This is a genomic window from Enterobacter sp. V87_3 (genome assembly GCF_029967835.1).
Lineage (GTDB): Bacteria > Pseudomonadota > Gammaproteobacteria > Enterobacterales > Enterobacteriaceae > Enterobacter > Enterobacter cancerogenus.
In genome coordinates this window covers 122,711-147,996 of sequence record NZ_JASCAM010000012.1, presented here as the reverse complement: position 1 = coordinate 147,996, position 25,286 = coordinate 122,711, and the positions used below count along the sequence as shown (strand labels likewise).

At 59.0% G+C, this 25,286-nt stretch carries 27 protein-coding genes; 16 read left to right on the top strand and 11 right to left on the bottom strand.

Going from position 1 to position 25,286, the window contains the following annotated elements; all coding sequences use genetic code 11:
* Positions 1 to 12: 12 nt before the first annotated feature.
* A complete protein-coding gene (locus QLG21_RS04870; RefSeq protein WP_137903849.1) occupies positions 13 to 672 on the bottom strand; it encodes an HAD family hydrolase in 660 nt (219 codons plus the stop codon).
* A 240-nt stretch (positions 673 to 912) separates the two neighbouring features.
* On the opposite strand from QLG21_RS04870, the gene QLG21_RS04865 reads away from it, so the two are divergent.
* Positions 913 to 1,440 (top strand): NlpC/P60 family protein, encoded by a 528-nt coding sequence (locus tag QLG21_RS04865; RefSeq protein WP_006177980.1) that lies wholly within the window; start codon positions 913 to 915, stop codon positions 1,438 to 1,440.
* Between the two features lie 5 nt (positions 1,441 to 1,445).
* Here the strand turns inward: QLG21_RS04865 and QLG21_RS04860 are convergent, their stop codons facing one another.
* Positions 1,446 to 2,240: an SDR family NAD(P)-dependent oxidoreductase gene (locus tag QLG21_RS04860; protein WP_006177979.1), complete on the bottom strand. Its 795-nt coding sequence runs from the start codon at positions 2,238 to 2,240 to the stop codon at positions 1,446 to 1,448.
* Between the two features lie 54 nt (positions 2,241 to 2,294).
* Positions 2,295 to 3,155 carry a LysR family transcriptional regulator gene (locus QLG21_RS04855; RefSeq protein ID WP_282483978.1) on the bottom strand — a complete coding sequence of 287 codons (861 nt, stop codon included), beginning with the start codon at positions 3,153 to 3,155 and terminating at the stop codon, positions 2,295 to 2,297.
* A 99-nt stretch (positions 3,156 to 3,254) separates the two neighbouring features.
* Here QLG21_RS04855 and QLG21_RS04850 point away from each other — a divergent pair, with 99 nt between their 5' ends.
* The 8 genes from QLG21_RS04850 (at position 3,255) to arnF (ending at position 11,452) form a co-directional block, all read left to right on the top strand.
* Positions 3,255 to 3,761, top strand: coding sequence for a phenolic acid decarboxylase (locus QLG21_RS04850; RefSeq protein WP_006177976.1), 507 nt, complete (start codon positions 3,255 to 3,257; stop codon positions 3,759 to 3,761).
* A 324-nt stretch (positions 3,762 to 4,085) separates the two neighbouring features.
* Positions 4,086 to 5,225, top strand: coding sequence for a UDP-4-amino-4-deoxy-L-arabinose aminotransferase (arnB, locus tag QLG21_RS04845; RefSeq protein WP_088209254.1), 1,140 nt, complete (start codon positions 4,086 to 4,088; stop codon positions 5,223 to 5,225).
* A 1-nt stretch (position 5,226) separates the two neighbouring features.
* Positions 5,227 to 6,210, top strand: a complete 984-nt coding sequence (arnC, locus tag QLG21_RS04840; RefSeq protein WP_042321668.1) for an undecaprenyl-phosphate 4-deoxy-4-formamido-L-arabinose transferase — start codon at positions 5,227 to 5,229, stop codon at positions 6,208 to 6,210.
* Positions 6,207 to 8,189 carry a bifunctional UDP-4-amino-4-deoxy-L-arabinose formyltransferase/UDP-glucuronic acid oxidase ArnA gene (gene arnA, locus QLG21_RS04835; RefSeq protein WP_101738437.1) on the top strand — a complete coding sequence of 661 codons (1,983 nt, stop codon included), beginning with the start codon at positions 6,207 to 6,209 and terminating at the stop codon, positions 8,187 to 8,189. The genes arnC and arnA overlap by 4 nt, the downstream gene beginning before the upstream one ends.
* Complete coding sequence (arnD, locus tag QLG21_RS04830; protein ID WP_282483977.1) at positions 8,186 to 9,088, top strand: 4-deoxy-4-formamido-L-arabinose-phosphoundecaprenol deformylase; 903 nt, start codon at positions 8,186 to 8,188, stop codon at positions 9,086 to 9,088. Before arnA ends, arnD begins: the two co-directional genes overlap by 4 nt.
* Complete coding sequence (gene arnT, locus QLG21_RS04825) at positions 9,085 to 10,740, top strand: lipid IV(A) 4-amino-4-deoxy-L-arabinosyltransferase (RefSeq protein ID WP_282483976.1); 1,656 nt, start codon at positions 9,085 to 9,087, stop codon at positions 10,738 to 10,740. Before arnD ends, arnT begins: the two co-directional genes overlap by 4 nt.
* Complete coding sequence (arnE, locus tag QLG21_RS04820) at positions 10,737 to 11,075, top strand: 4-amino-4-deoxy-L-arabinose-phosphoundecaprenol flippase subunit ArnE (protein ID WP_046886803.1); 339 nt, start codon at positions 10,737 to 10,739, stop codon at positions 11,073 to 11,075. The genes arnT and arnE overlap by 4 nt, the downstream gene beginning before the upstream one ends.
* The gene (gene arnF / locus QLG21_RS04815) at positions 11,072 to 11,452 is read left to right on the top strand and encodes a 4-amino-4-deoxy-L-arabinose-phosphoundecaprenol flippase subunit ArnF (RefSeq protein WP_282483975.1); all 381 of its coding nucleotides are present in this window, start codon (positions 11,072 to 11,074) and stop codon (positions 11,450 to 11,452) included. Before arnE ends, arnF begins: the two co-directional genes overlap by 4 nt.
* Here the strand turns inward: arnF and acpT are convergent.
* Together acpT and QLG21_RS04805 are read right to left on the bottom strand one after the other, a co-directional pair.
* Complete coding sequence (acpT, locus tag QLG21_RS04810; protein ID WP_282483974.1) at positions 11,409 to 12,029, bottom strand: 4'-phosphopantetheinyl transferase AcpT; 621 nt, start codon at positions 12,027 to 12,029, stop codon at positions 11,409 to 11,411. The two genes, arnF and acpT, sit on opposite strands and share 44 nt — an antisense overlap.
* A gap of 102 nt (positions 12,030 to 12,131) precedes the next feature.
* Positions 12,132 to 13,181, bottom strand: a complete 1,050-nt coding sequence (locus QLG21_RS04805) for an AI-2E family transporter (protein WP_006177963.1) — start codon at positions 13,179 to 13,181, stop codon at positions 12,132 to 12,134.
* Positions 13,182 to 13,323: 142 nt separating this feature from the next.
* Between QLG21_RS04805 and QLG21_RS04800 the strand changes: the two genes are divergently transcribed.
* A complete protein-coding gene (locus QLG21_RS04800) occupies positions 13,324 to 14,541 on the top strand; it encodes an MFS transporter (RefSeq protein WP_282483973.1) in 1,218 nt (405 codons plus the stop codon).
* Positions 14,542 to 14,544: 3 nt separating this feature from the next.
* On the opposite strand, the gene QLG21_RS04795 is transcribed toward QLG21_RS04800, so the two are convergent.
* Both QLG21_RS04795 and QLG21_RS04790 read right to left on the bottom strand, forming a co-directional pair.
* Positions 14,545 to 15,102: a DcrB family lipoprotein gene (locus QLG21_RS04795; RefSeq protein WP_006177958.1), complete on the bottom strand. Its 558-nt coding sequence runs from the start codon at positions 15,100 to 15,102 to the stop codon at positions 14,545 to 14,547.
* Positions 15,103 to 15,174: 72 nt separating this feature from the next.
* Entirely contained in the window at positions 15,175 to 15,840 is a 666-nt protein-coding gene (locus QLG21_RS04790) for a 7-cyano-7-deazaguanine/7-aminomethyl-7-deazaguanine transporter (protein WP_282483972.1), read from the bottom strand.
* Between the two features lie 166 nt (positions 15,841 to 16,006).
* Between QLG21_RS04790 and tusA the strand changes: the two genes are divergently transcribed.
* From tusA to QLG21_RS04770, 4 genes are all read left to right on the top strand, one after another.
* Positions 16,007 to 16,249 carry a sulfurtransferase TusA gene (gene tusA, locus QLG21_RS04785; RefSeq protein ID WP_042321664.1) on the top strand — a complete coding sequence of 81 codons (243 nt, stop codon included), beginning with the start codon at positions 16,007 to 16,009 and terminating at the stop codon, positions 16,247 to 16,249.
* 176 nt (positions 16,250 to 16,425) lie between these two features.
* Entirely contained in the window at positions 16,426 to 17,397 is a 972-nt protein-coding gene (locus tag QLG21_RS04780) for a TRAP transporter substrate-binding protein (RefSeq protein ID WP_282483971.1), read from the top strand.
* 12 nt (positions 17,398 to 17,409) lie between these two features.
* The gene (locus tag QLG21_RS04775; protein ID WP_088209245.1) at positions 17,410 to 17,919 is read left to right on the top strand and encodes a TRAP transporter small permease; all 510 of its coding nucleotides are present in this window, start codon (positions 17,410 to 17,412) and stop codon (positions 17,917 to 17,919) included.
* Between the two features lie 10 nt (positions 17,920 to 17,929).
* Entirely contained in the window at positions 17,930 to 19,216 is a 1,287-nt protein-coding gene (locus QLG21_RS04770) for a TRAP transporter large permease (RefSeq protein ID WP_282483970.1), read from the top strand.
* A 120-nt stretch (positions 19,217 to 19,336) separates the two neighbouring features.
* On the opposite strand, the gene zntA is transcribed toward QLG21_RS04770, so the two are convergent.
* Positions 19,337 to 21,520, bottom strand: coding sequence for a Zn(II)/Cd(II)/Pb(II) translocating P-type ATPase ZntA (gene zntA, locus QLG21_RS04765; RefSeq protein ID WP_282483969.1), 2,184 nt, complete (start codon positions 21,518 to 21,520; stop codon positions 19,337 to 19,339).
* A gap of 77 nt (positions 21,521 to 21,597) precedes the next feature.
* The gene (locus tag QLG21_RS04760) at positions 21,598 to 22,224 is read right to left on the bottom strand and encodes a lysoplasmalogenase (protein WP_006177951.1); all 627 of its coding nucleotides are present in this window, start codon (positions 22,222 to 22,224) and stop codon (positions 21,598 to 21,600) included.
* Between the two features lie 129 nt (positions 22,225 to 22,353).
* Here QLG21_RS04760 and QLG21_RS04755 point away from each other — a divergent pair, with 129 nt between their 5' ends.
* A complete protein-coding gene (locus tag QLG21_RS04755) occupies positions 22,354 to 22,713 on the top strand; it encodes a DUF2500 domain-containing protein (RefSeq protein WP_282483968.1) in 360 nt (119 codons plus the stop codon).
* Between the two features lie 83 nt (positions 22,714 to 22,796).
* Here QLG21_RS04755 and QLG21_RS04750 read toward each other — a convergent pair whose 3' ends face one another.
* Together QLG21_RS04750 and rsmD are read right to left on the bottom strand one after the other, a co-directional pair.
* Positions 22,797 to 23,078, bottom strand: coding sequence for a DUF1145 family protein (locus tag QLG21_RS04750; protein WP_006177949.1), 282 nt, complete (start codon positions 23,076 to 23,078; stop codon positions 22,797 to 22,799).
* On the bottom strand, positions 23,062 to 23,664 hold the full coding sequence (gene rsmD, locus QLG21_RS04745) for a 16S rRNA (guanine(966)-N(2))-methyltransferase (RefSeq protein WP_006177948.1): 603 nt from the start codon (positions 23,662 to 23,664) through the stop codon (positions 23,062 to 23,064). Before rsmD ends, QLG21_RS04750 begins: the two co-directional genes overlap by 17 nt.
* Positions 23,665 to 23,791: 127 nt before the next feature.
* On the opposite strand from rsmD, the gene ftsY reads away from it, so the two are divergent.
* Positions 23,792 to 25,285 carry a signal recognition particle-docking protein FtsY gene (gene ftsY / locus QLG21_RS04740; RefSeq protein WP_101738432.1) on the top strand — a complete coding sequence of 498 codons (1,494 nt, stop codon included), beginning with the start codon at positions 23,792 to 23,794 and terminating at the stop codon, positions 25,283 to 25,285.
* Position 25,286 lies beyond the last annotated feature (1 nt).

The following is a 25,286-nucleotide window of genomic DNA, read 5'->3' as shown; positions in this document are numbered from 1 at the left end:
CGGCAACAAAGATTACTTGATCGGCGAATTGCGACGCTTGCGCGGGTGATGGAAATGCCGCCAGTGCGGGTCCTGGGCGGCCGCCAGCAGTTCGTGGTCACCACGGGTATCGCCCCAGGCGCGCAGGTGGTAGTCGCTCAGGTTGCCATACACTTTTTCCAGGCGCGCGACCTTCTGCGCACAGCGGCAGTTATGCCCGGTGATCCGCCCGGTCAGCTTGCCGTCTTTCACTTCAAGCTGAGTACCGATCAGCTTAATGCCGAGCTTGTCCGCCCACGGCTGCAGCACCAGAGCCGGAGACGCCGAGCAAATGGTCACTTCCGCACCGGCATTCACCTCAGCCGCCACGGCCATCACCCCTTCCGGGCGCATCAGCTTGTTCCAGTATTTTTCGCAAAACGCTTCCGCCTGCTGGCGTAACCAGCGCTCATCCACCCCCGTCAGGAACGTCCTGATGAGCACCTCTTTCAGCTCATCACGCGTTAACCTGCGGCGCACACAGTGAAGCGTAGGAAGCGCCATCCGTACCAGGCGGCCCGCAAAGTAACGCTTACCAAACGCGAAACGCAGGAAGGGGATAAAGCTGTCGTGGTGCGTCAATGTTCCATCAAAGTCAAAGACTGAGAGGACGCTGGACTTGGCTACTGCCTCGTCGGCAATCATATTGGTCATAAATACGTCTTAACTGAAATACACATTCTGCTCATTAGTTTACCTGTTTTAACGCCACAGTCCGTAAACCACACGCCTTTTTTTCTCGATCTTGCGACATGGCAAGCCTGTCCGAAATTGGATCCGATAAACATTGGGTAAAAAATGAGCTGGCTATATTATCGCCGCATCGAAAGATATTTTCAGGGGGTCGTTGGCCTCCACGCGTAAGGAAAAAATCACTCACTGCTGCTTTTGGTTATGAATTTTAAACATCTTATTTCAGTACTCTCGTTAACCTTTGCTTCGTTTTCGGCCTTCAGTTTTCAGTTGCCTGCGTCAATGCTCTTGCCGCACAGCCCGTTTGCGGCATCATCCGCCCGTGCGGCGCTGGTTCATCAAGCGTCGGGGCCGCTACGTTCCCGAATTATCGATCAATACCAGAAATGGAAAGGGACACAGTATCGGTGGGGGGGCACGACGCATCGCGGGGTGGATTGCTCGGCACTGATGCAGCATCTGTTCAGCGACGCGGCGCATCTCACGCTGCCGCGCACGACCGGGGAACAGATTCAGCGTGGCGTGCAGGTGGCGCAATACCGCCTGAAAGCCGGCGATCTGGTTTTCTTCCAGACCGGGCCGCACCGCCGACACGTTGGGGTATACATTGGCAACAGCCAGTTTATTCACGCCTCAAGCAGCCAGGGGGTGACGGTTTCCACCCTGACCGATAACTACTGGCAGGATCGCTACATTACCGCCCGCCGGGTGGCGGGCAGCCTGTCCTGACGGCTTTAGAGAATGTCATCCACCACGCCACCATCCACGCGCAGCGCGGCGCCGGAGGTGGCGGAGGCCTGCTCTGAACAGACGTAGATCACCATACTGGCGACTTCCTCAACCGTTGCTGCGCGCTGGATAACCGAGCTGGGGCGGTTCGCCATCACGAACTCTTTTGCCAGTTGCTCCAGCGATTTGCCCGTCTTTTCCATTTCGTCTTTCATCATGGCGGCAAAGCCGTCCGACATCGTCGGGCCGGGCAGAACGCTGTTTACCGTCACGCCGCTTCCCGCGACAAATTTTGCCAGCCCGCGCGCCAGCGAGAGTTGCGCCGTTTTGGTCACGCCATAGTGGATCATGTCTGCCGGAATATTGCGTGCGGATTCCGATGAGATAAACACCACGCGGCCCCAGCCTTTCTGCACCATGCCCGGCAGCAGGGCACGCGCAAGGCGCACGCCGGACATCACGTTGGTTTGCCAGTAGCGTTCCCAGGTCTCGTCGTCGGTGGAATAAAAATCCTGCGGCCCGTAAATGCCCGCGTTATTCACCAGAATATCGACGCTCGGGGCCACCTTCAGAAGGCTATCGACGCCCTCCTGCGTGCTGAGGTCGGCAATCGCCGCGCGAACCTGTACGCCCGGCACCACCTGCTGGAGCGCCTGAATTCCCTGGTTGACCGATTCGGTGCTCCGGCCGTTAACGATCACCTCTGCGCCGCTTTCAGCCAGCCCCCGGGCGATGGCAAACCCAATTCCACCCGTTGAGGCGGTGACCAGCGCCACTTTCCCCGCAAAATCGATTTTCATTATCGGCTCCTTATCGTTATCAACATTCAGACCTTAAAGCGTAGCAGGTGCAATTTACGGAGCCGGGCTAAAAAGGCGCAGCAGCGTCTCGACCTGCTCGTCCAGCGGCGTGAGCGTGCGTTTCACAATCAGATGCAGCGGCGTGGCGCGACGCACGCCGTGGCTAAGCGGCAGCGTTTTAAGCACCCCCTGTTCAAGCTGGGTCTGGATGCGCTCCTCCGGCAGCCAGCCGTAGCCCACCTGCGAAATCACCGCTTCGATGGCGGCATCGATAGTGGAGAAGGTCCAGGAGCCGCCTGCATCCCGCGCCGCCGTGTGGCTATCGGCAATCTGGATCAGCGGCCACGGGCGCAGCATGTCATCGTTAAGCGGTGCGTCGAGAGTAAACAGCGGATGATTACGATTGGCGACGGCGACAAAATCGATGTTCATCAGCCATTCGCCCAGCCCGGTGATGTCCTGACGCCGGGTTAACACCATGATGTCGGCTTCACTGGCGGCCACGTCAATGCTGGCGTTTTCCAGCACCTCGGTCAGCCGGACCTGCGTGTGCGGATAGCGCTGCTGGAACTGACGCAAAATGGCAAACAGGCGGCGGCGGGGGAAAATACTGTCTACCATTAAGTCGATGCGGGTGCGCATTCCGCTACGCAGGGTGGCCGCGCGCGTCTCCAGGTAGGTAAAGCCTTTAAGCAGGGGTTTCACCTGGCTCAGCAGCTGCTCCCCGGCGGGCGTCAGTACGGCCCGTCTCCCTTCCGCCACCAGCAGCGCCACGCCGATGCGCTCCTGCAGTAAAGAGAGGTTGTAGCTTACGGATGACTGGCTGCGGTTTGTCAGCTCTGCCGCTTTGGCAAAGCTGCCGGCTTCTACCACTTTTTCCAGTAATGACCACTGTTCAAGCGTTGTCTTGTGCATAACTCATCTAAATTTTGAATTAATTTGATTCAAACATAGCGTTATTCATTTGATTTTTGAAGGGGTACGATACGTTCATCAAAACAAAGGAGACACATTATGAGCAACTTCGACAAACACGACTTAAGCGGCTTTGTGGGTAAACACCTGGTCTATACCTACGATAACGGCTGGAACTACGAAATTTACGTCAAAAACGAAAATACCCTCGACTACCGTATCCACAGCGGTCTGGTGGGCAACCGCTGGGTTAAAGATCAGCAGGCGTATATCGTCCGTGTTGGGGAAAGCATCTACAAAATCTCCTGGACCGAACCTACCGGTACCGACGTCAGTCTGATTGCGAACCTGGGCGACAAACTGTTCCACGGCACCATCTTCTTCCCACGCTGGGTGATGAATAATCCGGAAAAAACCGTCTGCTTCCAGAACGATCACATTCCAGAGATGAATGCCTACCGCGATGCCGGCCCGGCCTATCCGACCGAGGTTATCGATGAATTTGCGACCATCACCTTTGTGCGAGACTGTGGTCCAAATGATGACAGCGTTATTGCCTGCGCGGCCAGCGAGCTGCCAGAAAACTTTCCCGCTAATTTAAACTAAGCGCGACAATTAACGTAAATGAAAAGTTCCCGGCGCATTTGTTATTTATTCAAATGGCCGGGATTTTCTTTTATTGGTTGACCTTCGGTTTAGGAAAATATTTTCAAATGTTAACGCAGCGCACAAATTAAATAATTCATATTAATACTAAGCTCTTGTTTACTAATGGTTTAAATTGAATTCCCGCATTTAAATAACTCCCTTCTTAATTTTTTCCTAAGAAATCAGCATTACCTTGAGATGAGTTTATGGTTCGTTGAAATAAACGGACCGGCTTTTGGTTAATATCCAAAAAATGCTTTTCACATCTCAAGGAAATTAAAGATGAGTGATTTCTTGCCTTTTTCCCGCCCGTCGATGGGGCCGGAGGAATTAGCGGCGCTGCAGGAGGTATTAACCTCTGGCTGGATCACCACAGGCCCCAAAAACCAGGCGCTTGAAGAGGCATTTTGCACGCTGACGGGCAACCGCCACGCTATTGCCGTCAGCTCCGCCACCGCCGGGATGCACGTTACGCTGATGGCGCTGGGCATTGGCCCCGGCGACGAGGTGATCACCCCTTCGCTGACCTGGGTGTCGACGCTGAACATGATCGTTCTGCTGGGCGCGACGCCAGTGATGATCGATGTCGACCGGGATACGCTGATGGTCACGCCGCAGGCGGTCGAGGCGGCGATAACGCCCCGTACCAAAGCGATTGTGCCGGTCCATTATGCCGGCGCGCCGTGTGATATCGACGGGATCCGTGCCATCGCTGAACGCCACGGTATTCCGGTGGTAGAAGACGCCGCACACGCCGCAGGAACCTACTACAAAAGCCAGCACGTCGGCCATCAGGGCACGGCGATCTTCTCTTTCCACGCCATCAAAAACATGACCTGCGCCGAGGGCGGATTGGTGGTCACGGACGATGAACAGCTGGCGCAGAACATCCGCAGCCTGAAGTTTCACGGCCTGGGCGTGGATGCCTATGACCGGCAGACCCATGGCCGCGCGCCGCAGGCGGAGGTCATTACCCCCGGCTTCAAATACAACCTGGCGGATATCAACGCCGCGCTGGCGCTGGTGCAGCTGGGCAAGCTCGGAGAGGCCAACCGGCGTCGCCGCGACATTGCCGACCGCTACCTGCATGAACTCTCTGATACGCCCTTCCAGCCGCTGCGCATTCCGGCGTGGCCGCACTTGCATGCGTGGCACCTGTTTATCATTCGCGTGGATGAAGCGCGCTGTGGGATATCCCGCGATGGCCTGATGGCCGCGCTGAAAGAGAAGGGCATTGGCACCGGCCTGCACTTTCGCGCGGCACACACGCAAAAATACTACCGCGAGCGTTTCCCGGATGTCTCACTGCCGAACGCCGAATGGAATAGCGCGCGCATTTGTTCCCTCCCTCTTTTCCCGGATATGACCCATGACGACACAACCCGCGTCATTACCGCGCTCCATCAGCTTGCAGGACATTGATATGTTCAGCGCCCCGACCGTACAGAAAGTTTCCGTGGTGATCCCGGTCTACAACGAACAGGAGAGCCTGCCTGAGCTTCTGCGCCGCACCACGGCTGCCTGCGAGACGCTGGGCAAGGCATACGAAATTTTGCTGGTGGATGACGGCAGCAGCGACGACTCCGCCCACATGCTCACCGACGCCGCGAACGAGCCGGGGAGCCACATTGTCGCCGTGCTGCTGAACCGTAACTACGGCCAGCACTCGGCGATCATGGCCGGTTTCAGCCACGTGACGGGCGATCTGGTCATCACTCTGGATGCCGACCTGCAAAACCCGCCGGAGGAGATCCCGCGCCTGGTTGCCAAAGCCGATGAAGGTTATGACGTGGTTGGCACCGTGCGGCAGAACCGCCAGGACAGTCTTTTCCGCAAGCTGGCGTCACGCACCATCAACCGCCTGATCCAGCGCACCACCGGCAAGGCGATGGGCGATTACGGCTGCATGCTGCGCGCCTATCGCCGCCATATTGTCGACGCCATGCTGCACTGCCACGAGCGCAGCACGTTCATTCCCATTCTGGCGAACACCTTTGCCCGTAAGGCCACGGAGATCCCGGTGCTGCACGCCGAGCGCGAGCACGGGGAGTCGAAGTACAGCTTCATGCGGCTGATCAACCTGATGTATGACCTGATCACCTGCCTGACCACCACGCCGCTGCGTCTGCTGAGCGTCTTCGGCAGCGTGATTGCGCTCGCCGGGTTTGCGCTTTCCGTGTTGCTGGTCGTTCTGCGTCTGGTCTTTGGCCCGCAGTGGGCGGCGGAAGGGGTCTTTATGCTATTTGCCGTGCTGTTCACGTTCATCGGCGCCCAGTTTATCGGTATGGGGCTGCTGGGTGAGTATATCGGCCGAATCTACAACGATGTTCGCGCGCGTCCGCGCTACTTTATTCAACGTGTTGTCCGTCAGGAACACAAAGCGTCTCAAGAGGAAAAACACCCATGAAAGCTGTCGTCTTTGCCTATCACGATATGGGGTGCACGGGCACACTGGCCCTGCTGGAAGCAGGCTATGACATTGCTGCCATTTTTACGCATCCGGATGCCGTCGGTGAAAACACCTTCTTCGGGTCGGTGGCGCGTATTGCGGCCGAGCGCGGCATCCCGGTTTACGCCCCGGATGACGTAAACCATCCGCTGTGGGTTGACCGCATCCGCAAGATCGCCCCGGAGATGATCTTCTCGTTCTACTACCGCAGCCTGCTGTGCGACGAGATCCTGAGCGTGGCGACAAACGGGGCGTTTAATCTTCACGGCTCCCTGCTGCCCGCCTATCGCGGCCGCGCACCGCTGAACTGGGTGCTGGTTAACGGCGAAACGGAAACCGGCGTAACCCTGCACCGCATGGTCAACCGCGCCGATGCCGGGGCGATCGTCGCGCAGCAGCGTGTGGCCATCGGCCCTGACGATACCGCCCTGGAACTTCATCATAAGCTCTGTGCTGCGGCGCAAACGCTGTTGCGTGATACGTTGCCGACGCTTCTGAACGGCTCCTTCAGCGAAATCGCCCAGGACGAGAGCAAGGCCAGCTGCTTTGGCCGCCGCACGCCGGAAGACGGGCGTCTGGACTGGCATAAACCGGCGCGACAGCTGCACAACCTGGTGCGCGCCGTGACCGACCCGTGGCCGGGGGCGTACAGCTTCGCCGGGGTCAGCAAATTTATCGTCTGGAAATCCCGGGTGCGTGACGATATTCCTGCCGCCAGGCCGGGCACCGTTGTCTCCGCCTCGCCGCTGATCATCAGCTGCGGCGAACAGGCGCTGGAGATCGTCACCGGGCAAACCGACAGCGGCCTGTACGTGCAGGGCGCGCAGCTGGCGCAGTCGCTCGGTCTGGTTGCCGGGGCACTGATCACCAGCGCGCCGGTTGTTGCTATTAAGCGCCGCACGCGCGTGTTAATCCTTGGGGTGAACGGGTTTATCGGCAACCACCTGACCGAGCGTCTGCTCAGGGACGACAACTACGAGATCTACGGTCTGGACATTGGATCCGATGCGATCGGCCGCTTCCTCGACAACCCGCGTTTTCACTTCGTCGAGGGGGATATCAGTATCCACTCCGAGTGGATCGAATATCACATTAAGAAATGCGACGTGGTGCTGCCGCTGGTGGCGATTGCGACCCCGATCGAGTACACCCGTAACCCGCTGCGCGTGTTCGAGCTGGACTTCGAAGAAAACCTGAAGATTATCCGCGACTGCGTGAAATACGATAAACGCATCATCTTCCCGTCGACCTCGGAAGTGTACGGCATGTGCACCGACAACAACTTCGACGAAGACACCTCGAACCTCGTGGTCGGGCCGATCAACAAGCAGCGCTGGATCTACTCCGTGTCCAAACAGCTGCTGGATCGCGTGATCTGGGCCTACGGCGAAAAAGCGGGGCTGCGCTTTACCCTGTTCCGTCCGTTTAACTGGATGGGGCCGCGGCTGGACAACCTCAACGCGGCGCGCATCGGCAGCTCGCGCGCCATCACCCAGCTGATCCTTAACCTGGTGGAAGGGTCGCCTATCAAGCTGATTGAAGGCGGTAAGCAGAAGCGCTGCTTCACGGATATCAGCGACGGCATCGAGGCGCTGTTCCGCATCATTGAAAACAAGGATAACCGCTGCAACGGCGAGATCATCAACATCGGTAACCCGGATAACGAAGCGAGCATTCGTGAGCTGGCCGAGATGCTGCTGGCGAGCTTTGAGCGCCACCCGCTGCGCGATCGCTTCCCGCCGTTTGCGGGCTTCCGCGAAGTGGAAAGCAGCAGCTATTACGGCAAAGGTTATCAGGACGTTGAGCACCGCAAGCCCAGCATCCGCAATGCGAAGCGTTGTCTGAACTGGACGCCGACCATTCAGATGGAACAAACCATTGATGAAACGCTCGATTTCTTCCTGCGCACCGTGGAGCTATCGGAACAGGCCTCATGAAAAAAGTCGGTTTACGCATTGATGTCGACACCTTTCGCGGCACGCGTGACGGCGTGCCACGGCTGCTGGCGCTGTTGAACAAGCACGGCGTGCAGGCCAGCTTTTTCTTCAGCGTCGGGCCAGACAACATGGGGCGTCACCTGTGGCGCCTGGTTAAACCGGCCTTTCTGTTCAAAATGCTGCGTTCGCGCGCAGCATCTCTCTACGGCTGGGATATTTTACTGGCCGGCACCGCCTGGCCCGGCAGACGTATCGGGGCAGGCAATGAAGCGGTTATCCGCGACGCCGCGCGCGATCATGAGGTGGGGCTTCACGCCTGGGATCACCACGCCTGGCAGGCGTGGGCCGGGGTCTGGGACATACCGCGTCTGACGCGCGAGGTGGATCGCGGCATGCTGGAGCTGGAAGCGATTACCGGCCAGCCTGTTCGCTGCTCGGCGGTGGCCGGGTGGCGGGCCGATCAGCGGGTGGTGAAAGCCAAAGAGCCGTTCGCCTTTCACTACAACAGCGACTGCCGGGGCACCGGGCCGTTTTTGCCGCTGTTAGGCGAGAACCGCTTCGGCACCGTGCAAATCCCGGTCACGCTTCCCACCTGGGACGAGGTGGTCGGGCGCGAGGTCTGTGCCGACGGCTTTAATCGCTTCATTCTGGACGCCATGCATCGCGATGCCGGGACGCCGGTCTACACCATCCACGCTGAGGTCGAAGGCATTGCGTATCAGCAGGATTTCGATGCGCTCCTGACGATGGCGGCGCGGGAGGGCATTCAGTTTTGCCCGCTGAGCGCGCTGTTACCGGACGACCTCCAGAGCCTGCCGCCCGGCAAAATAGTTCGTCGTGAAATGGCTGGCCGGGAAGGCTGGCTTGGCTATCAACAAACCGTGAGTTCGGGACTATGAAAACAGCCCGTTATGGCGCAGCACTTCTTGCCCTGTTTATCGTTTACTACCTCATTCCGGTCGATCTGCGCCTGCTGTGGCAGCCAGACGAAACGCGCTACGCGGAAATCAGCCGCGAAATGCTGGCCTCGGGCGACTGGGTGGTGCCGCATTTTCTGGGGCTTCGCTACTTCGAAAAACCGATTGCCGGATACTGGATCAACAGCATCGGGCAATGGCTGTTTGGCGACGGCAACTTTGCCGTTCGCGCCGGATCGATTTTCTCCACCGGGCTGACGTCGCTGCTGGTGATGTGGCTGGCCTGGCATCTCTGGCGCGATAAGCGCGTCGCCTTGTTATCCGGCGTGATTTTTTTAACCCTGCTGCTGGTCTACGGTATCGGGACCTATGCCGTGCTGGACCCGATGATTACCCTCTGGCTGGTGGCCGCGATGTGCAGCTTCTGGCTGGCCGCGCAGGCAAAAAGCCCCGGCGGGAAAGCGGCGGGCTATCTGCTGCTGGGGCTGGCCTGCGGCATGGGCGTGATGACCAAGGGCTTTCTCGCCCTGGCGGTACCGGTCATCGGCGTGCTGCCGTGGGTGATTGTGCACAAACGCTGGAAAGAGGTGCTGCTGTTTGGCTGGCTCGCCGTTCTGAGCTGCGTGCTGATTGTCCTGCCCTGGGGGCTGGCGATTGCGCACCGTGAACCTGACTTCTGGCGCTACTTCTTCTGGGTGGAACATATCCAGCGCTTTGCGCAGAGCGATGCCCAGCATAAAGCGCCGTTCTGGTATTACCTGCCGTTCCTGATTGCCGGTAGTCTGCCGTGGCTGGCGCTGCTGCCCGGCGCGCTGCGTCTGGGCTGGCGCGACAGGCAAGAGGCGGGGCACGGGTGGTATTTACTGGGCTGGGTGGTGATGCCACTGCTGTTCTTCAGCATCGCCAAAGGCAAGCTGCCGACCTACATTCTGCCGTGCTTTGCACCACTGGCGATCCTGATGGCACGCTATGCCTGCACCGTGGCGGAAAAAAGCGTTCGGGTGCTGCGCGTCAACGCGGGCATTAACCTGGCGTTCGGCGCGCTTGGCGTGGTGGCCGCGCTGGTGGTGTCACCGTGGGGGCCGACCGCGCATCCCGTCTGGGCGCCCGTTGAGCTGTATAAAATTTTCTGTGCGGTCATGGCGTTCCTCGTCTGGGCGGCGGTGGGCATGTACACCCTGCGCGACAGCCCGCGGCGCTGGTGGCTGGCGGCGCTCTGTCCGGCCGGGCTGGCGCTGCTGGTTGGGTTCGCCGTCCCCAGCAAGGTGGAGGATTCAAAGCAGCCTCAGTCGCTGATCGAGACCGTGCGCGTGCCGCTGCAGGAGAGCCGGTTCGTGCTTGCAAACAACGTGGGCGTGGCGTCGGGACTGGCCTGGGAGCTTAAGCGTAACGACATCATTCTTTACGGTCAGGCAGGGGAACTCCGCTACGGCCTGAACTACCCCGACGCACAGGGGCGCTTCGTGAGCAACGAGGCGATCGCCCAGTGGCTGGAGGAGCATCGCCAGCAGGGGCCGGTGTCGATGGTGCTTCTGCTGTCTAAAAACGACGATCTTGTTCGCGCGAAGCTGCCTGAACCGGACAGCCTGTACGTTCAGGGCCGCCTGGCTTATTTGCAGTATTTCCCGCAATGATGACCTGGATCGGGCTGATACTGGCAAGCCTGCTGAGCTGCGCAGGCCAGCTTTGCCAGAAACAGGCGACCCGTCCGGCAACAACCGGGCGGCGCGGCGCGCACCGTGCGCTCTGGCTTGGCCTTGCGCTGCTGGCGCTGGGCAGCGGGATGCTGGTCTGGCTGGTGGTGTTGCAGCATCTGCCGGTCGGGATTGCCTACCCGATGCTGAGCCTCAATTTTGTCTGGGTGACGCTGGCGGCGAAAACCCTCTGGCGTGAGCACATTTCGCCGCGCCACTGGCTGGGCGTGGGCTTGATTATCGTCGGGATTATTGTGCTGGGAGGAAGCCTGTGAAGGGCGTGTTATGGGCATTATGCAGTGTGATTCTGGTCAGCGCGGCACAGCTGTTGCTGCGCGCGGCGATGTTGGCCTTGCCCCCCGTCAGCGATCTCGCGGTATTTATGCCGGCGCTCTGGCACCGTGCGCCGGGCACCGGTTCGCTGGTGCTGGGCCTGATGGGCTATGTGGTATCAATGGGCTGCTGGTATCTGGCGCTGCATCGTCTGGCGCTCAGCAAAGCCTATGCCCTGCTGAGCCTCAGCTATGTGCTGGTGTGGGGCGCAGCCATTGTGCTCCCCGGCTGGGACGAACCCTTTTCCTGGCACGGGCTGGCCGGCGTCGGGTTGATTATTGCGGGTGTGCTGACAATTTTTCGCCCGACGCGTCGTTAACAGAATGGACCGCCGCCGCGGTAAGCGCAAAAGGGGTGGCGGTGCAGACGGCAAGACTCAGCGACGCAATCTGACACTGGCTGACCGAATGCAGCGCGTGGGCGGCGCTGTCGATGCTGACAATCTGCCACGAGTGCGCGCCGCGCTGTTTAACGATGGCACCTTTTCGCGTCCAGATGCGCCAGAATGCCGCAAGCTGGTTATCCGGCGCTTCATTTTCCAGTTCGGCATGTTCGGCACTACTGAACACGGCGTTGGCGAGCGTCCGCCAGTTATCCTGTGCACGAATATGTTCCAGCGAGCAGCCTACGTCACCTTCATCGCTGACGATCAGGGCAATATCATCCTCACAGTGGCTGACGCTGAACCACAGCGGGTAGTGGTCGGCAAAGCCCGGTTTTCCCTGTTCACTGTAGATAATCTCCGGCAACGGCTCTGGCGCAAACAGGCGCAAGAGCAGCCCGCGGCCCGCCAGCCAGCGGGCGCGCTGTGCGCCCTCAGGGGCATAACGGGTAAGGGCTTCGGCCCAGTTATCGGTACTGAGCGAGGAGATTTTTCCCAGAAAAACCTGGTACATAAGAGGTCTGGCCTTCAGTCGAAACAGAGATATCCGCACAGTTGCGCGGCGAAACCATTACTATAATCTATTGCTGCTCACAATAGCTAACCGGGAAGCGGATTACCCCGGCAATCGACTTTTTGGCCGCCCTGGTCCGAGCAGTATCGCCAGTTTACTGCCGCCGTTGGTGGTCTCCATCCAGATTTTACACACGCTGGTAAGCGGTACAGACAGCAGCATCCCGACCGGCCCCAGCAGCCATCCCCAGACCAACAACGACAAAAACACCACCATCGTCGACATGCCCAGCCGGTGGCCCATCATGCGCGGCTCCAGGATATTGCCCAGCACCATGTGCACCGCCAGGAACAGCGCCCCGACCAGCATACATTCATAAAAGCCATTAAATAAAAATGCCTGGATCATGGGCGGCACGGCGGAGAGCACCGCGCCAATGTTGGGCACGTAGTTCAGCAGAAACGCCAGCACGCCCCACATCAACGCGAACTGCACGTCCAGCAACACCAGCCCCAGCCAGACGATCACCCCGGTCCAGAGGCTCAGCAAGGTTTTCAGCGCCAGATATTTAGAGACGCCTTTTAACGCGCGGTGCAGGCCAGCGATGTGGATCTGCGGGTTATTCAGCGCAAAGCGCAGCTTGTAGGGAACATGGCGGACTTCAAAGAGCATGAATACCACCGTCATGACCAGCAGCAAAATGCTGGCCATCGCGCCGGACAGGCCGGTCATCAGCGTGGTGGCGTAGGTCATCACCTTCTCGGAATCCATCCGGCGCAGCATCCGTTCCGGCGAGATATGCAGGTTGATAAACGGCATCATTCGTTGCAGGTCGACCAGCTTGCGCGTCAGCTCTTTGTTGTATTGCGGCAGCATGGTGGAGAATTCACTTAGCGACGCGGCAAGCACGCCAAACAGGGCCGTCAGGACAATCAGCATCACAATCACCACAATGGTGATGGCGACCGGGCGACTGACTCCCCGGCGTAAAAACCACGTCACCAGCGGGTTGAGAACGATGGCAAAAAAGAGCGCCAGCAGGAGCTGGACAAGAATATCGGCGGCCGCGTGGATCCCCGCAAGGATCACCACCAGACAGGCGAGTTTGAGGAGAATGTGTAAACCCGCTTTGTCGGGCTGGGTGGTTAACATGGGTTTTCCTTAATGTGGTTGCACGCTAAGTGTAGTGCGGCGCAGGCGCTTCGTCTGGATCGATAATCTGAAAGTCGCTGCTGATTTTCTCATCCCGTCATGGTAATAGTGAAACACTGTTGCAAAACTCTGGTAGACCGTCATGCCCGAACCTGCCGCCGAACCGGCGCTAAGCGGATTGCGCCTCAATCTGCGCATTGTTTCTGTTGTTATTTTCAACTTCGCCAGCTATCTGACCATTGGCCTGCCGCTGGCGGTTCTGCCGGGCTACGTCCATGAGGTGATGGGGTTCAGCGCCTTCTGGGCGGGGCTGGTGATTAGCCTGCAATATTTCGCCACGCTGATGAGCCGTCCCCATGCCGGGCGTTATGCCGATCTGTTTGGGCCAAAAAGCATTGTTGTGGTGGGGCTGTGCGGCTGCTTTTTGAGCGGGCTGAGCTATTTTCTGGCGGCCACCACCAGCCATCTGCCGCTGGTGAGCCTGGTGCTGCTCTGCCTGGGGCGCGTCATTTTAGGCATCGGGCAAAGCCTGGCGGGCACCGGCTCGACGCTGTGGGGCGTTGGCGTGGTCGGCGCACCGCATATCGGGCGCGTTATCTCCTGGAACGGGATTGTGACCTATGGCGCGATGGCGATCGGCGCGCCGCTGGGCGTGGTGTGCTACGCCTGGGGCGGGCTGTATGGTCTGGCGATAACCATCATGGCGGTGGCGCTGCTGGCGATTGTGCTCGCGCTGCCGCGCCCGAAGGTGAAGGCCAGCAAAGGCAAGCCGCTGCCGTTTCGCGCGGTGCTGGGGCGCGTGTGGCCGTACGGGATGGCGCTTGCGCTGGCCTCGGCGGGATTCGGCGTCATCGCCACCTTTATCACCCTGTTCTACGATGCTAAAGGCTGGGACGGCGCGGCCTTTGCGCTCACCCTGTTCAGCTGTGCGTTTGTGGGCACACGCTTACTCTTCCCGAACGGCATTAACCGCCTGGGCGGACTGAACGTGGCGATGATCTGCTTTGCGGTGGAGTTTATAGGGCTGCTGTTGACCGGGTTCGCCTGCGCACCGTGGGTGGCGAAAGTGGGCGTTTTCCTCGCGGGCGCGGGCTTCTCGCTGGTCTTCCCGGCGCTGGGCGTGGTGGCGGTGAAGGCGGTGCCGCAGCAAAACCAGGGGGCAGCCCTGGCAACCTACACGGTGTTTATGGATATGTCTCTTGGCATTACCGGGCCGCTGGCCGGGCTGGTGATGGCGTGGGCGGGGGTGCCGGTGATCTATCTGGCGGCAGCGGGGCTGGTGGCTGTCGCGCTGCTGCTGACGTGGCGGCTAAAAAAATGGCCCCCGGTGCAGGCACCGGAGGCCACGTCCTCTTCGTGAAACTTACTGGATCACGAGGGTATTGATGATGTTTTCTGCGGCGGTCTGCGCTTTCTGCTGGTCGTCCGCTGGCAGGGTGATCTGAATGGTCAGCAGTTTGTTATCCACCTTGCCGAGCACCACAGACGAGTAGGCGGTCTGGCCTTTCGCCGAGATGATGCTGTCCAGCTGCTGCAGCGTGTGGCCTTTCAGGTCGATAGACTTGTTGGTCACAACCTGGAGCTGCGGGTCGCGGCTGCGCTGCTGGTCTTCCAGACGTTTAGACAGCACGGCCAGATCTTCGCTGGTGTCGTCGCCCACAATCACAATCACGGCTTTCTGCCCGGTGGCATCGGAATAGACGTGCATGTTGTTCGCCTGCGTGCCCAGCTTGCCGCTCTGATCGGTCATATCTGCGGGCAGAGAGAAACTGAGTTTGCCGTCCAGCAGGCTCACCGGCTGACCGGTGGCGTTGCTTTCTGCGGACGCGCCCTGAGCAGGCGTTTTCGTGTCGCTGTTATCACAGGCTGCAAGACCCACAACCAGCAGGCCAATCCCGACATATTTAACCAGATTGCGCATTGACTTCTTCCTTTCGATAAACGGCCATAGCGGCTCATTCGTCCATCTTATCACAACTGATAAAGCGAACCCTTAACCTGCCTGCAATGCAGAGATTTCAGATTTATCTGCCAGCCTTTTCAACAGCATATTCAACAGCACGCCGTACATCGGCAGGAAGAACGCAATGCTGATCAGCACTTTAAAGCAGTAGTCCACCAGGGCGATCTCCATCCAGTGCGCGGCCATGAACGCGTCCGGGCTGCGCCAGAAGGCGATGAAGAAGAAGGCCAGCGTGTCGCTGACGTTACCGAACAGCGTCGACGCGGTAGGGGCCATCCACCAGCGGTGGTTCTGACGCAAGCGGTTAAAGACGTGCACGTCGAGGATCTGCCCCAGGGCGTAGGCCATAAAGCTGGCGGCGGCGATACGCGCGACAAACAGGTTGAAGTGCGTCAGCGCCTCAACGCCCTGCCAGCTTCCCATGTAAAACAGGGAGGAGATAACGTACGAAATGAACAACGCCGGAAGCATAACCGCGAAAATAATGCGGCGTGCCAGCGGTGCGCCAAAGATCCGCACGGTTAAATCGGTGGCGAGGAAAATAAACGGAAAGCTGAACGCGCCCCAGGTGGTATGGAAACCAAAAATGGAGATAGGGAGCTGCACCAGATAGTTGCTGGAGGTGATCACCACCAGATGAAAAAGCGAAAGCCAGAACAACGCTTTTACGCGCTGCGATTGAGAAAACTGCGTCATATTGTGACCTTTTTGAACGTTGGGGTGAGGGAACCCAATAAAAACCGCCGCATCATACTGCTTTGACAGGACTTTGCAATGGCTAATTTTCACGCAATCGTTAACCTGTTTGCAATGCGGGCAGCGGGGCGTAAACTACAGCCGTTTTTTTAGCCTTGAGAAGATTATGACCGACCTGTTCGCCAGCCCAGACCATACCCTTGATGCCCAGGGCCTCCGCTGCCCGGAACCTGTCATGATGGTGCGCAAAACCGTACGCAACATGCAGACCGGCGAAACGCTGCTGATCATCGCCGATGACCCGGCCACCACCCGCGATATCCCCGGTTTTTGTACCTTCATGGAGCACGAACTGGTGGCGCAGGAAACCCAGGCCCTGCCGTATCGGTATCTGCTTCGTAAGGGATAACCCCTCCCGGCCCTCTCGCACAGTGAGAGGGCGAGCACTATTTTAAACCGTCGTTTCATTAATTCGCGCTTTTGTGAGGCGCTTCACCTCCGCCTTTCCAGCCGTAGTCTAATTTTTAAGCGTCTAAAAATAAAACACCGTTTTAACGCTTACCTCACTACCCTGGAGCTGACTCGATGAAAACGACCCTCAAGCCGTTACTGGCCGCGCTGTGTCTGTCTGTTATGGCCTGCCCGGTTTTTGCGCAAACCATCAAAGCCGCAGACGTTCACCCCGAAGGCTACCCGAACGTGGTCGCTGTGCAACACATGGGCGAAAAGCTCAAACAACAAACCAACGGCGAGCTGGAGATTAAGGTCTTCCCCGGCGGCGTGCTCGGTGATGAAAAGCAGATGATTGAGCAGGCGCAAATGGGGGCGATCGATATGATCCGCGTCTCTATGGCTCCCGTTGCGGCCATCCTGCCAGACATCGAAGTTTTTACGCTGCCCTACATCTTTCGCGATGAAGATCATATGCACAAGGTGATCGACGGGGAGATTGGCAAGCAAATCGGCGACAAGCTCACTGCAAACCCCAAATCCCGACTGGTGTTCCTTGGCTGGATGGACTCCGGCACCCGCAACCTGATCACCAAAGAGCCCATCGTCAAACCTGAAGATCTGAGCGGCAAAAAAATCCGTGTACAGGGCAGCCCGGTGGCGCTGGCGACCCTGAAAGATATGGGGGCCAACGCGGTGGCCATGGGCGTGAGCGAGGTATACAGCGGTATGCAGACCGGCGTCATCGACGGCGCGGAAAACAACCCGCCGACCTTTATCGCCCATAACTACATGCCGATTGCGAAAAACTACACCCTGAGCGGGCACTTTATCACCCCGGAAATGGTGCTCTACTCGAAGGTGAAATGGGACAAGCTCAATGCCGACCAGCAGCAAAAAATCCTGACCCTGGCCCGTGAGGCGCAGTTCGAGCAGCGCAAGCTCTGGAACGCCTATAACCAGCAGGCGCTGGACAAAATGAAGGCGGGCGGCGTGGCGTTTCACGACATCGACAAAACGGTGTTTATCAAAGCCACAGAGCCGGTGCGCGCCCAGTATGGCGACAAGCATCAGGATCTGATGAAAGCCATCGCTGACGTCCAGTAACCCGGAGCGCGTATGTCCGAACTCTACCTGAAGTGGATGGACCGTCTGTACCTGCTCGCCATGACCGTGGCGGGTATCTCGCTGCTGGTGATGACGATCGTGATCCCGATTGGCATCTTCTCGCGCTACGTGCTCAACCGCGGCGAATCCTGGCCGGAGCCGATAGCCATTATCTGCATGGTGACCTTCACCTTTATCGGCGCGGCGGTAGGGTACCGCGCCGGATCGCATATCGCGGTCAACATGCTGACTGACCGGCTGCCCGCGGCACTGCAAAGGCTGTGCGCGCGGGTGGTGGACCTGCTGATGCTGCTGATTTCCGGCCTCATGTGCTGGTACAGCTACTGGCTGTGCGTCGAGCTTTGGGAGCAGCCCGTCGCGGAATTCCCGCTTCTGACCTCCGGCGAAAGCTATCTGCCGCTGCCGGTCGGCTCGGCCATTCTGATCCTGTTTGTCGTTGAACGCCTGCTGTTTGGCTCGCAGGAACACCGTCCCGTCGTGCTGATCGGCAACCACAGTTAAGGGGTGAACCATGGATGCATTCGTATTGTTATTCACCCTCGCCATTTTGCTGGCGCTGGGGATGCCGGTGGCGTTTGCCGTCGGGCTTAGCGCCGTGGCGGGCGCGCTGTGGATTGATCTGCCGCTGGAAGCGCTGATGATCCAAATCACCAGCGGGGTGAACAAGTTTACCCTGCTGGCGATCCCGTTCTTTATCCTCGCCGGGGCGATCATGGCGGAAGGGGGCATCGCCCGGCGGCTGGTCAACTTTGCCTACGTGTTTGTCGGGTTTATCCGCGGCGGGCTGTCGCTGGTGAATATCGTGGCCTCGACGTTCTTCGGCGCCATTTCCGGTTCGTCGGTAGCGGATACGGCCTCCATCGGCAGCGTGATGATCCCGGAGATGGAGAAGAAAGGCTATCCACGGGAGTACGCGGCGGCCGTCACCGCCAGCGGCTCGGTGCAGGCGATTTTGATCCCGCCCAGCCATAACTCGGTGATTTACTCCCTGGCGGCGGGCGGCACGGTCTCCATCGCCACGCTGTTTATCGCGGGCGTGCTGCCGGGGCTGCTGCTGGGCGTCAGCCTGATGGTGCTGTGCTTATGTTTCGCCCACAAGCGCGGCTATCCGAAAGGGGACAAAATCCCGTTTATGCAGGCGCTGAAGATCATGCTTGATGCTCTGTGGGGGCTGATGACGGTGGTCATTATTCTCGGCGGGATATTGTCCGGGATATTTACCGCCACGGAATCCGCCGCCGTCGCCTGTCTGTGGGCGTTCTTCGTCACCATGTTTATCTACCGCGACTACAAGTGGAACGAACTGCCGAAGCTGATGTGCCGCACGGTAAAAACGGTCACTATCGTCATGATTTTGATTGGCTTTGCCGCGGCGTTTGGCGCGGTGATGACCTACATGCAGCTGCCGACGCGCATCACCGAGTTCTTCACCTCGCTCTCTGACAACAAGTACGTGATCCTGATGTACCTCAACATCATGCTGCTGCTGATTGGCACATTGATGGACATGGCGCCGATTATCCTGATCCTGACGCCGGTGCTGCTGCCGGTGACCAATTCGCTGGGGATCGACCCGGTGCATTTCGGGATGATCATGATGGTGAACCTCGGGATCGGGCTGATTACTCCGCCGGTCGGGTCGGTGCTGTTTGTGGCGAGTGCGGTAAGCAAGCAGCGAATCGAAACCGTGGTGAAGGCGATGCTGCCGTTTTACGGCATGCTGCTGGTGGTGCTGGGGATGGTAACGTACATCCCGGCAATTTCACTGTGGCTGCCGGGGGTATTAGGGATGCAGTGACGCCGCTCTTCTCCCTTTCACCGTGGGAGAGGGTTGGGGTGGGGCATCAGGCCGCACCCCAATCCAATCCATGACCGGGTAGCGGTGATGCCTTACCCGGTTAACGGTTCGATAACGATATTATTGTCGACGTAATAACCGCAGCGCGTTCGCCGTCACCAGCACCGTCGCACCGGTATCCGCCAGTACCGCCAGCCACAGCCCGGTGATGCCGAGCAGCGTGGTCACCAGAAATATCCCCTTCAGCCCCAGCGCAATGCCGATGTTCTGGCGAATATTGGCCCGCGTTGCCCGCGCGAGATCAATCATCTGCGCCAGCCCGGTCAGGCGGTTGTGGGTAAGCGCCGCGTCGGCGGTCTCCAGCGCCACGTCGGTGCCGCTGCCCATGGCGATCCCGATGGTCGAGGCTTTCATTGCCGGGGCATCGTTAATTCCGTCGCCGACCATCGCCAGCGGGGCGTGCGCGTTTAATTCCGTCACGGCACGCACCTTATCCGCAGGCAGTAACCCGGCTTTAAATTCGAGGCCCAGCTCACCGGCAATCGCCGCTGCCGCGCGCGGGTTATCGCCGGTCAGGATCACACCCTGCACGCCCAGCGTATGCAGGGCTGCAACCGCCTCTTTTGCATCGTCGCGCAGGGTATCGCGCAGGGCGAGCATCCCTTTCACCACGCCCTCCAGCACCACGACGACAACCGTCTGCCCGGCCTGTTCCAGCGTCTGGATCTGCGGGCTTAACCCGGTCGCCGGGGATTTATCCGCCGCGACGATCAGCACTTTTTTGCCCTCTACCTCGGCCTCAATACCCGAGCCTGCCAGCGCGCGCTGCGCGGTTGCCGGCGGAACCGTCAGCCCGCGAGACTGCGCTTCGCGCACGATTGCCTGTGCCAGCGGGTGGGTGGAGCCTTGCTCGACGGCGGCGGCCAGCGTCAGGAGAGCGTTTTCACTCATATCCTGCGGGTACAGGCCGGTAACCTGTGGCTTCCCGACGGTCAGCGTGCCGGTCTTATCAAAAGCGATGTGTTGCACCTGGCTCAGCTGCTCCAGCGCCGCGCCGCCCTTAATCAGCGCCCCGCGACGGGCCGCCGCTGCCAGCCCCGAGGTGATCGCCGCCGGGGTGGAGATCACCAGCGCGCACGGGCAGCCGATCAGCAGCAGCGTCAGGCCTTTATAAATCCAGCCCTCCCACGGCGCGCCAAAGAACAGCGGCGGCACGACAGTGACCAGCAGGGCCACCAGCATGATGGCAGGGGTGTAAATCCGGCTGAAACGGTCGATGAAGCGTTCGACCGGCGCGCGGCGCTCTTCGGCCTCTTCAATCAGCTTAAGAATGCGGTCGATGGCGCTGTCGCCCGGTTCGGAGAGCACGTTCAACTGCACCAGACGATCGACGCTGGTGGCACCGGCAGGCACTTTCTCACCCGCTTCGCGCTCAACCGGAATGGACTCGCCGGTCAGCGCGCTTTCGTCAAAGCTTGCGGTGGCGGTAAGCAGCGCGGCATCGGCAGGTAAACGCCCGCCCGCCGCCACTTCAATCACGTCGCCCGGACGCAGGGTAGCGATCGCCACCGTTTCACGACTGCCGTTCACCACGCGAATGGCGGTTTCGGGCTTGAGCGCCATCAGCGCGCTGACCCCTTTGCGTGCCCGGCTCGCGGCCCATCCTTCAAGGCGCTCGCCGATTAAGAACAGCAGCAGCACCATCGCCGCTTCCGCCGTCGCGCCGATGAACAGCGCGCCAATCGCCGCCACGCTCATCAACGTTTCGATGGCGAACCAGCTGCCGCTTTTCATCAGGCGCAGCGCCTGACGGGCAATCGGGAACAGCCCAACGAGCGTGGTGGCGATAAAGGCCAGGTTGCCAAACGGATGGTTGATCTGCTCCAGACCCCAGCTCACCGCCATCATGATGACGAGCGTTAACAGCGGCAAGTTTTCCCGCAGGAGAGAGGTTTTTTCGACCGGGGCGGATTCGCTGCGCAGGGAATAGCCTGCCTGGCTGACGGCGGTTTCAACCTGTTTGCTGACGTCGCGGTCGGCGCTGACCAGCAGCTTTTCGGTGGCGAACAGCACCTGAACGTGGCTGACGCCCGGCACCTGTTTAACCGCGTTTTCTACCTTGCGCGCGCAGGCGGCGCAGTCCATGCCGTTAACGACCCAGCTGTAGCGGCTGCCGGTGTCGGGCAGCGCGTCGTTTTGCGCCTCACACCCGGACTCGCAGCAGCAGTCGTCCTTCGGCGGTACCGGGCTGAGCTTAAGTGCAGAGAATTGTGGAACTTTTTTTGACGATTCAGGAGCAGACATAGCAGCCTCCGGCGAATGATAATTTTCTCATTAACCGGAGTATGCACTCTGGAGTCGACTCCAGAGTCAAGCGTTATTTAGATGTACAGCGACCGCACAATCAGGAAGTGCCCGGCAAAGTAACAGGCGGCAGCAATCGCGTTATCCGCGCGGAAACGGCGGCGATAGTGGCTACCCAGCCAGACGATATTCCCGAGCAGCAGCAGGGCCGCGCCGAAGAAGGCGGACATGGCCTGCGACGTCGGACGGAAGAACCACAGCTCGCCCGCCAGCCACACCATCACCAGCGTCATGGCGATAAAGGTGCAGACCGGCAAACGCATCTCTTCCAGGCGCGTCCAGATCACGGCGATCAGCAGCGCGCCAATTGCCAGCAGCACCAGCGGCAGCGGCCAGAAGAAGGAGAGCGTCATCTGGCTGGCAAAATAAATGGTGTAGAGCAGATGCGACAGGAAGAACGCCCCCACGGCATACAGCAGGCGCTGGCGCGGCAGCAGGGTTAAGGCATCGCCAATCAACGAGGCGCACAGCCCGGCGAGCACCAGATAGCTGATGGCGTTAAACATAGGTGCCTGCCAGGCCAACAGCAGCAGGAGCAGCAGCGTGACGGGTTTAAACAACCAGCGCTGCCAGGCGGGGCCACGGTACGACGCATCGACAAAGAGCCATGCGGACAAACAGACGGCGATAAATGACCAAAGCATATTAACTCCCTGTATCTGTTAAGGCTGAATTCTCAGTTTCTGATTCAGTGTAGTGACGCGCAGAGGCGTTTGGCAATGCCGGGAAAGGCAAGGTATCCTGAATTCCGCATTATCTGATGGAGTATTAGTGTGAGTAAGATGCCGCTGTTTTTGATTATTGTGGTCGCTATTATCGTCGTTGCCGCCTCGTTTCGCTTCGTGCAGCAGCGCCGCGAAAAGGCCGATAACGATGCCGCGCCGCTGCTGCAAAAACGCATGGTGGTGAGCAATAAACGCGAAAAAGCGATCAACGACCGACGTTCACGCCAGCAGCAGGTCACGCCTGCCGGAACCCTTATGCGCTATGAGGCGAGCTTCAGGCCGGAAAGCGGCGGGCTGGAGGTGACGTTCCGCCTGGAAGCGCAGCAGTATCATCAGCTGACCGTGGGGGAGAAAGGGGTGTTGAGCTACAAAGGATCGCGGTTTGAAGGGTTTGAACCAGAGCTGTAACGCCGGGCGGCACTGCGTTTGCCCGGCCTACAGGGGTTTCGTAGGCCCGGTAAGCGAAGCGCCACCGGGCGACTAAACGCACCTTACTTCTTCGCCTGCGCCTTAAACGTCTTCATCCACACCAGCAGTTCAAACACGCCAAAGATAAACACGCGCAGCTGCTGCCAGCCGGTCATCTGCGGGCCATCTTTCGGCAGGCCGTTTTTCAGCATCACCATCTGCAGGGCGTGCATGAAGGCGGTGAAGATCAGCGCGACGTTAACAAAGATATTCATTGGCCGCGGGAAAGGGTGCACCAGGTTGAGGATCAAAAACGCCCAGACGCCCAGCATCAGTAAGCGCCCCAGATTAATCAGTACCGGCATCGGATTCTCCTTGTGCCTGACGATGATACAGACGGTAAGCGACCTGACCGGCCACTTTTTCGCGGTGCAGATCCCAGTGAACCGGCACCGGAGGCAAACCGTTTTCCACTTCGCTCTCGACGTAAATCAGCGCGTCATCCGCCAGCCAGCCATTTTGTTCCAGCAGGGATAACGTCTCTTCCAGCAGACCTTTGCGGAACGGCGGATCAACGAAGACCACGTTATGCGGCGTGCCCTGTTGCGCGAGGAAGCTCAGGGTATTGGTGTTTACCACCTTCGCATTCTTTGCTTTTAGCGTAGCCAGATTTTGCTGCAGCGTCTGCGCCACGTTGCGCTCCATCTCCAGCAGGGTGGCGCTGGCGGCATAACGCGACAGCGCTTCCAGCCCTAACGCCCCGCTTCCGGCGAAGCAATCCAGGCAGTGGGCGTCTACCATTGACGGGGCAAGCCAGTTAAATAACGTCTCGCGTACGCGGTCCGTCGTGGGGCGTAAACCGGGGCTGTCCGGCACCGGTAATTTCCGGCCTCGCCACTGGCCGCCGATAATGCGAATTTGACCGGCCGGGGCGCGGTTGGGTTTCTTCATTTCAGGAAAGCTCTGTTAACAATTCGCCTGCGATTGCGGGCGGTGATGTCAATTAAGTAAAGTGTTAGACTATTTCATCATTTTTTTAGCTTCCATGTATATAGCGCCGCGAGGAGTGTAGTCGCAGATGGCAAAACAAAAAAAACGTGGCTTCTTTTCCTGGCTGGGCTTCGGTGAAAAAGAGCAAGAGACAGAACAGAAAACCGAAGAACAACAGCAGGTTGAGGAGCCGTCACAGCCTGAAACGCCTGTAGAAACCGCCGCGGTCATTGAAGCGGAGCAGCCTGCACACAGCAAAGAAGAGATTGAATCCTTTGCTGAAGAGGTCGTCGACGTCACTGAGCAGGTTCAGGAGAGTGAAAAGCCGGAACCGGTGGTGATTGAACAGGTTGCAGACGTTGTTGAGGTTGCAGAGGTTGTCGAAACGCCTGCGGCGGCCATTGAACACGAAGCGCTGCCGTTGCCGGAAGAGGTGAAAGCCGAAGAGATTTCACCGGAAGAGTGGCAGGCCGAAGCGGAAACCGTCGACATCATCGACGCGGTGGAAGAGGACGCGGCACTTGAGCCTGAGCTCACCGACGAAGAGCTGGAAGCCCAGGCGCTGGCGGCACAGGCCGCAGAAGAAGCGGTTATCGTCGTGCCAGTGGAAGAGCAAGCGCAGGCCGAAGAGGCGATCGTTCAGGAGCAGGAAAAACCGACCAAAGAAGGTTTCTTCGCACGCCTGAAGCGCAGCCTGCTTAAAACCAAAGAGAACTTAGGTTCCGGATTTATCAGTCTGTTCCGCGGCAAAAAGATCGACGATGATCTCTTTGAAGAGCTGGAAGAACAGCTGCTGATCGCCGACGTCGGCGTGGAAACCACCCGCAAAATCATCACCAACCTGACAGAGGGCGCGAGCCGCAAACAGCTGCGCGATGCCGAAGCGCTGTACGGTCTGTTGAAAGATGAGATGGGTGAAATCCTCGCAAAAGTTGACGAACCGCTTAATATTGAAGGCAAAACGCCATTTGTTATTCTGATGGTGGGTGTGAACGGTGTGGGTAAAACCACCACCATTGGCAAGCTGGCGCGCCAGTTCGAGCAGCAGGGCAAATCGGTGATGCTGGCGGCGGGTGATACCTTCCGTGCGGCAGCGGTGGAGCAGCTGCAGGTCTGGGGCCAGCGCAACGACATTCCGGTGATTGCCCAGCACACCGGCGCGGACTCCGCATCCGTTATCTTTGACGCCATTCAGGCGGCGAAGGCGCGTAACGTGGATGTCCTGATTGCCGATACCGCCGGACGTTTGCAGAACAAATCGCACCTGATGGAAGAGCTGAAAAAAATCGTTCGCGTCATGAAGAAGCTGGACGAAGATGCGCCGCATGAAATTATGCTGACTATCGACGCCAGCACCGGGCAGAACGCCGTCAGCCAGGCGAAGCTGTTCCATGAAGCGGTAGGGCTGACGGGCATCACGCTGACCAAACTGGACGGTACCGCCAAGGGCGGCGTGATCTTCTCCGTGGCCGACCAGTTCGGCATTCCTATCCGTTACATCGGTGTGGGCGAGCGTATTGAGGATTTGCGTCCGTTTAAGGCGGACGACTTTATTGAGGCATTATTTGCCCGAGAGGACTAAC

Coding starts and splice junctions, on each gene's coding strand:
- QLG21_RS04870 (WP_137903849.1), bottom strand. CDS start 672: ATGACCAATATGATTGCCGACGAGGCAGTAGCCAAGTCCAGCGTCCTC.
- QLG21_RS04865 (WP_006177980.1), top strand. CDS start 913: ATGAATTTTAAACATCTTATTTCAGTACTCTCGTTAACCTTTGCTTCG.
- QLG21_RS04860 (WP_006177979.1), bottom strand. CDS start 2,240: ATGAAAATCGATTTTGCGGGGAAAGTGGCGCTGGTCACCGCCTCAACG.
- QLG21_RS04855 (WP_282483978.1), bottom strand. CDS start 3,155: ATGCACAAGACAACGCTTGAACAGTGGTCATTACTGGAAAAAGTGGTA.
- QLG21_RS04850 (WP_006177976.1), top strand. CDS start 3,255: ATGAGCAACTTCGACAAACACGACTTAAGCGGCTTTGTGGGTAAACAC.
- arnB (WP_088209254.1), top strand. CDS start 4,086: ATGAGTGATTTCTTGCCTTTTTCCCGCCCGTCGATGGGGCCGGAGGAA.
- arnC (WP_042321668.1), top strand. CDS start 5,227: ATGTTCAGCGCCCCGACCGTACAGAAAGTTTCCGTGGTGATCCCGGTC.
- arnA (WP_101738437.1), top strand. CDS start 6,207: ATGAAAGCTGTCGTCTTTGCCTATCACGATATGGGGTGCACGGGCACA.
- arnD (WP_282483977.1), top strand. CDS start 8,186: ATGAAAAAAGTCGGTTTACGCATTGATGTCGACACCTTTCGCGGCACG.
- arnT (WP_282483976.1), top strand. CDS start 9,085: ATGAAAACAGCCCGTTATGGCGCAGCACTTCTTGCCCTGTTTATCGTT.
- arnE (WP_046886803.1), top strand. CDS start 10,737: ATGATGACCTGGATCGGGCTGATACTGGCAAGCCTGCTGAGCTGCGCA.
- acpT (WP_282483974.1), bottom strand. CDS start 12,029: ATGTACCAGGTTTTTCTGGGAAAAATCTCCTCGCTCAGTACCGATAAC.
- QLG21_RS04805 (WP_006177963.1), bottom strand. CDS start 13,181: ATGTTAACCACCCAGCCCGACAAAGCGGGTTTACACATTCTCCTCAAA.
- QLG21_RS04800 (WP_282483973.1), top strand. CDS start 13,324: ATGCCCGAACCTGCCGCCGAACCGGCGCTAAGCGGATTGCGCCTCAAT.
- QLG21_RS04795 (WP_006177958.1), bottom strand. CDS start 15,102: ATGCGCAATCTGGTTAAATATGTCGGGATTGGCCTGCTGGTTGTGGGT.
- QLG21_RS04790 (WP_282483972.1), bottom strand. CDS start 15,840: ATGACGCAGTTTTCTCAATCGCAGCGCGTAAAAGCGTTGTTCTGGCTT.
- tusA (WP_042321664.1), top strand. CDS start 16,007: ATGACCGACCTGTTCGCCAGCCCAGACCATACCCTTGATGCCCAGGGC.
- QLG21_RS04780 (WP_282483971.1), top strand. CDS start 16,426: ATGAAAACGACCCTCAAGCCGTTACTGGCCGCGCTGTGTCTGTCTGTT.
- QLG21_RS04775 (WP_088209245.1), top strand. CDS start 17,410: ATGTCCGAACTCTACCTGAAGTGGATGGACCGTCTGTACCTGCTCGCC.
- QLG21_RS04770 (WP_282483970.1), top strand. CDS start 17,930: ATGGATGCATTCGTATTGTTATTCACCCTCGCCATTTTGCTGGCGCTG.
- zntA (WP_282483969.1), bottom strand. CDS start 21,520: ATGTCTGCTCCTGAATCGTCAAAAAAAGTTCCACAATTCTCTGCACTT.
- QLG21_RS04760 (WP_006177951.1), bottom strand. CDS start 22,224: ATGCTTTGGTCATTTATCGCCGTCTGTTTGTCCGCATGGCTCTTTGTC.
- QLG21_RS04750 (WP_006177949.1), bottom strand. CDS start 23,078: ATGCCGGTACTGATTAATCTGGGGCGCTTACTGATGCTGGGCGTCTGG.
- rsmD (WP_006177948.1), bottom strand. CDS start 23,664: ATGAAGAAACCCAACCGCGCCCCGGCCGGTCAAATTCGCATTATCGGC.
- ftsY (WP_101738432.1), top strand. CDS start 23,792: ATGGCAAAACAAAAAAAACGTGGCTTCTTTTCCTGGCTGGGCTTCGGT.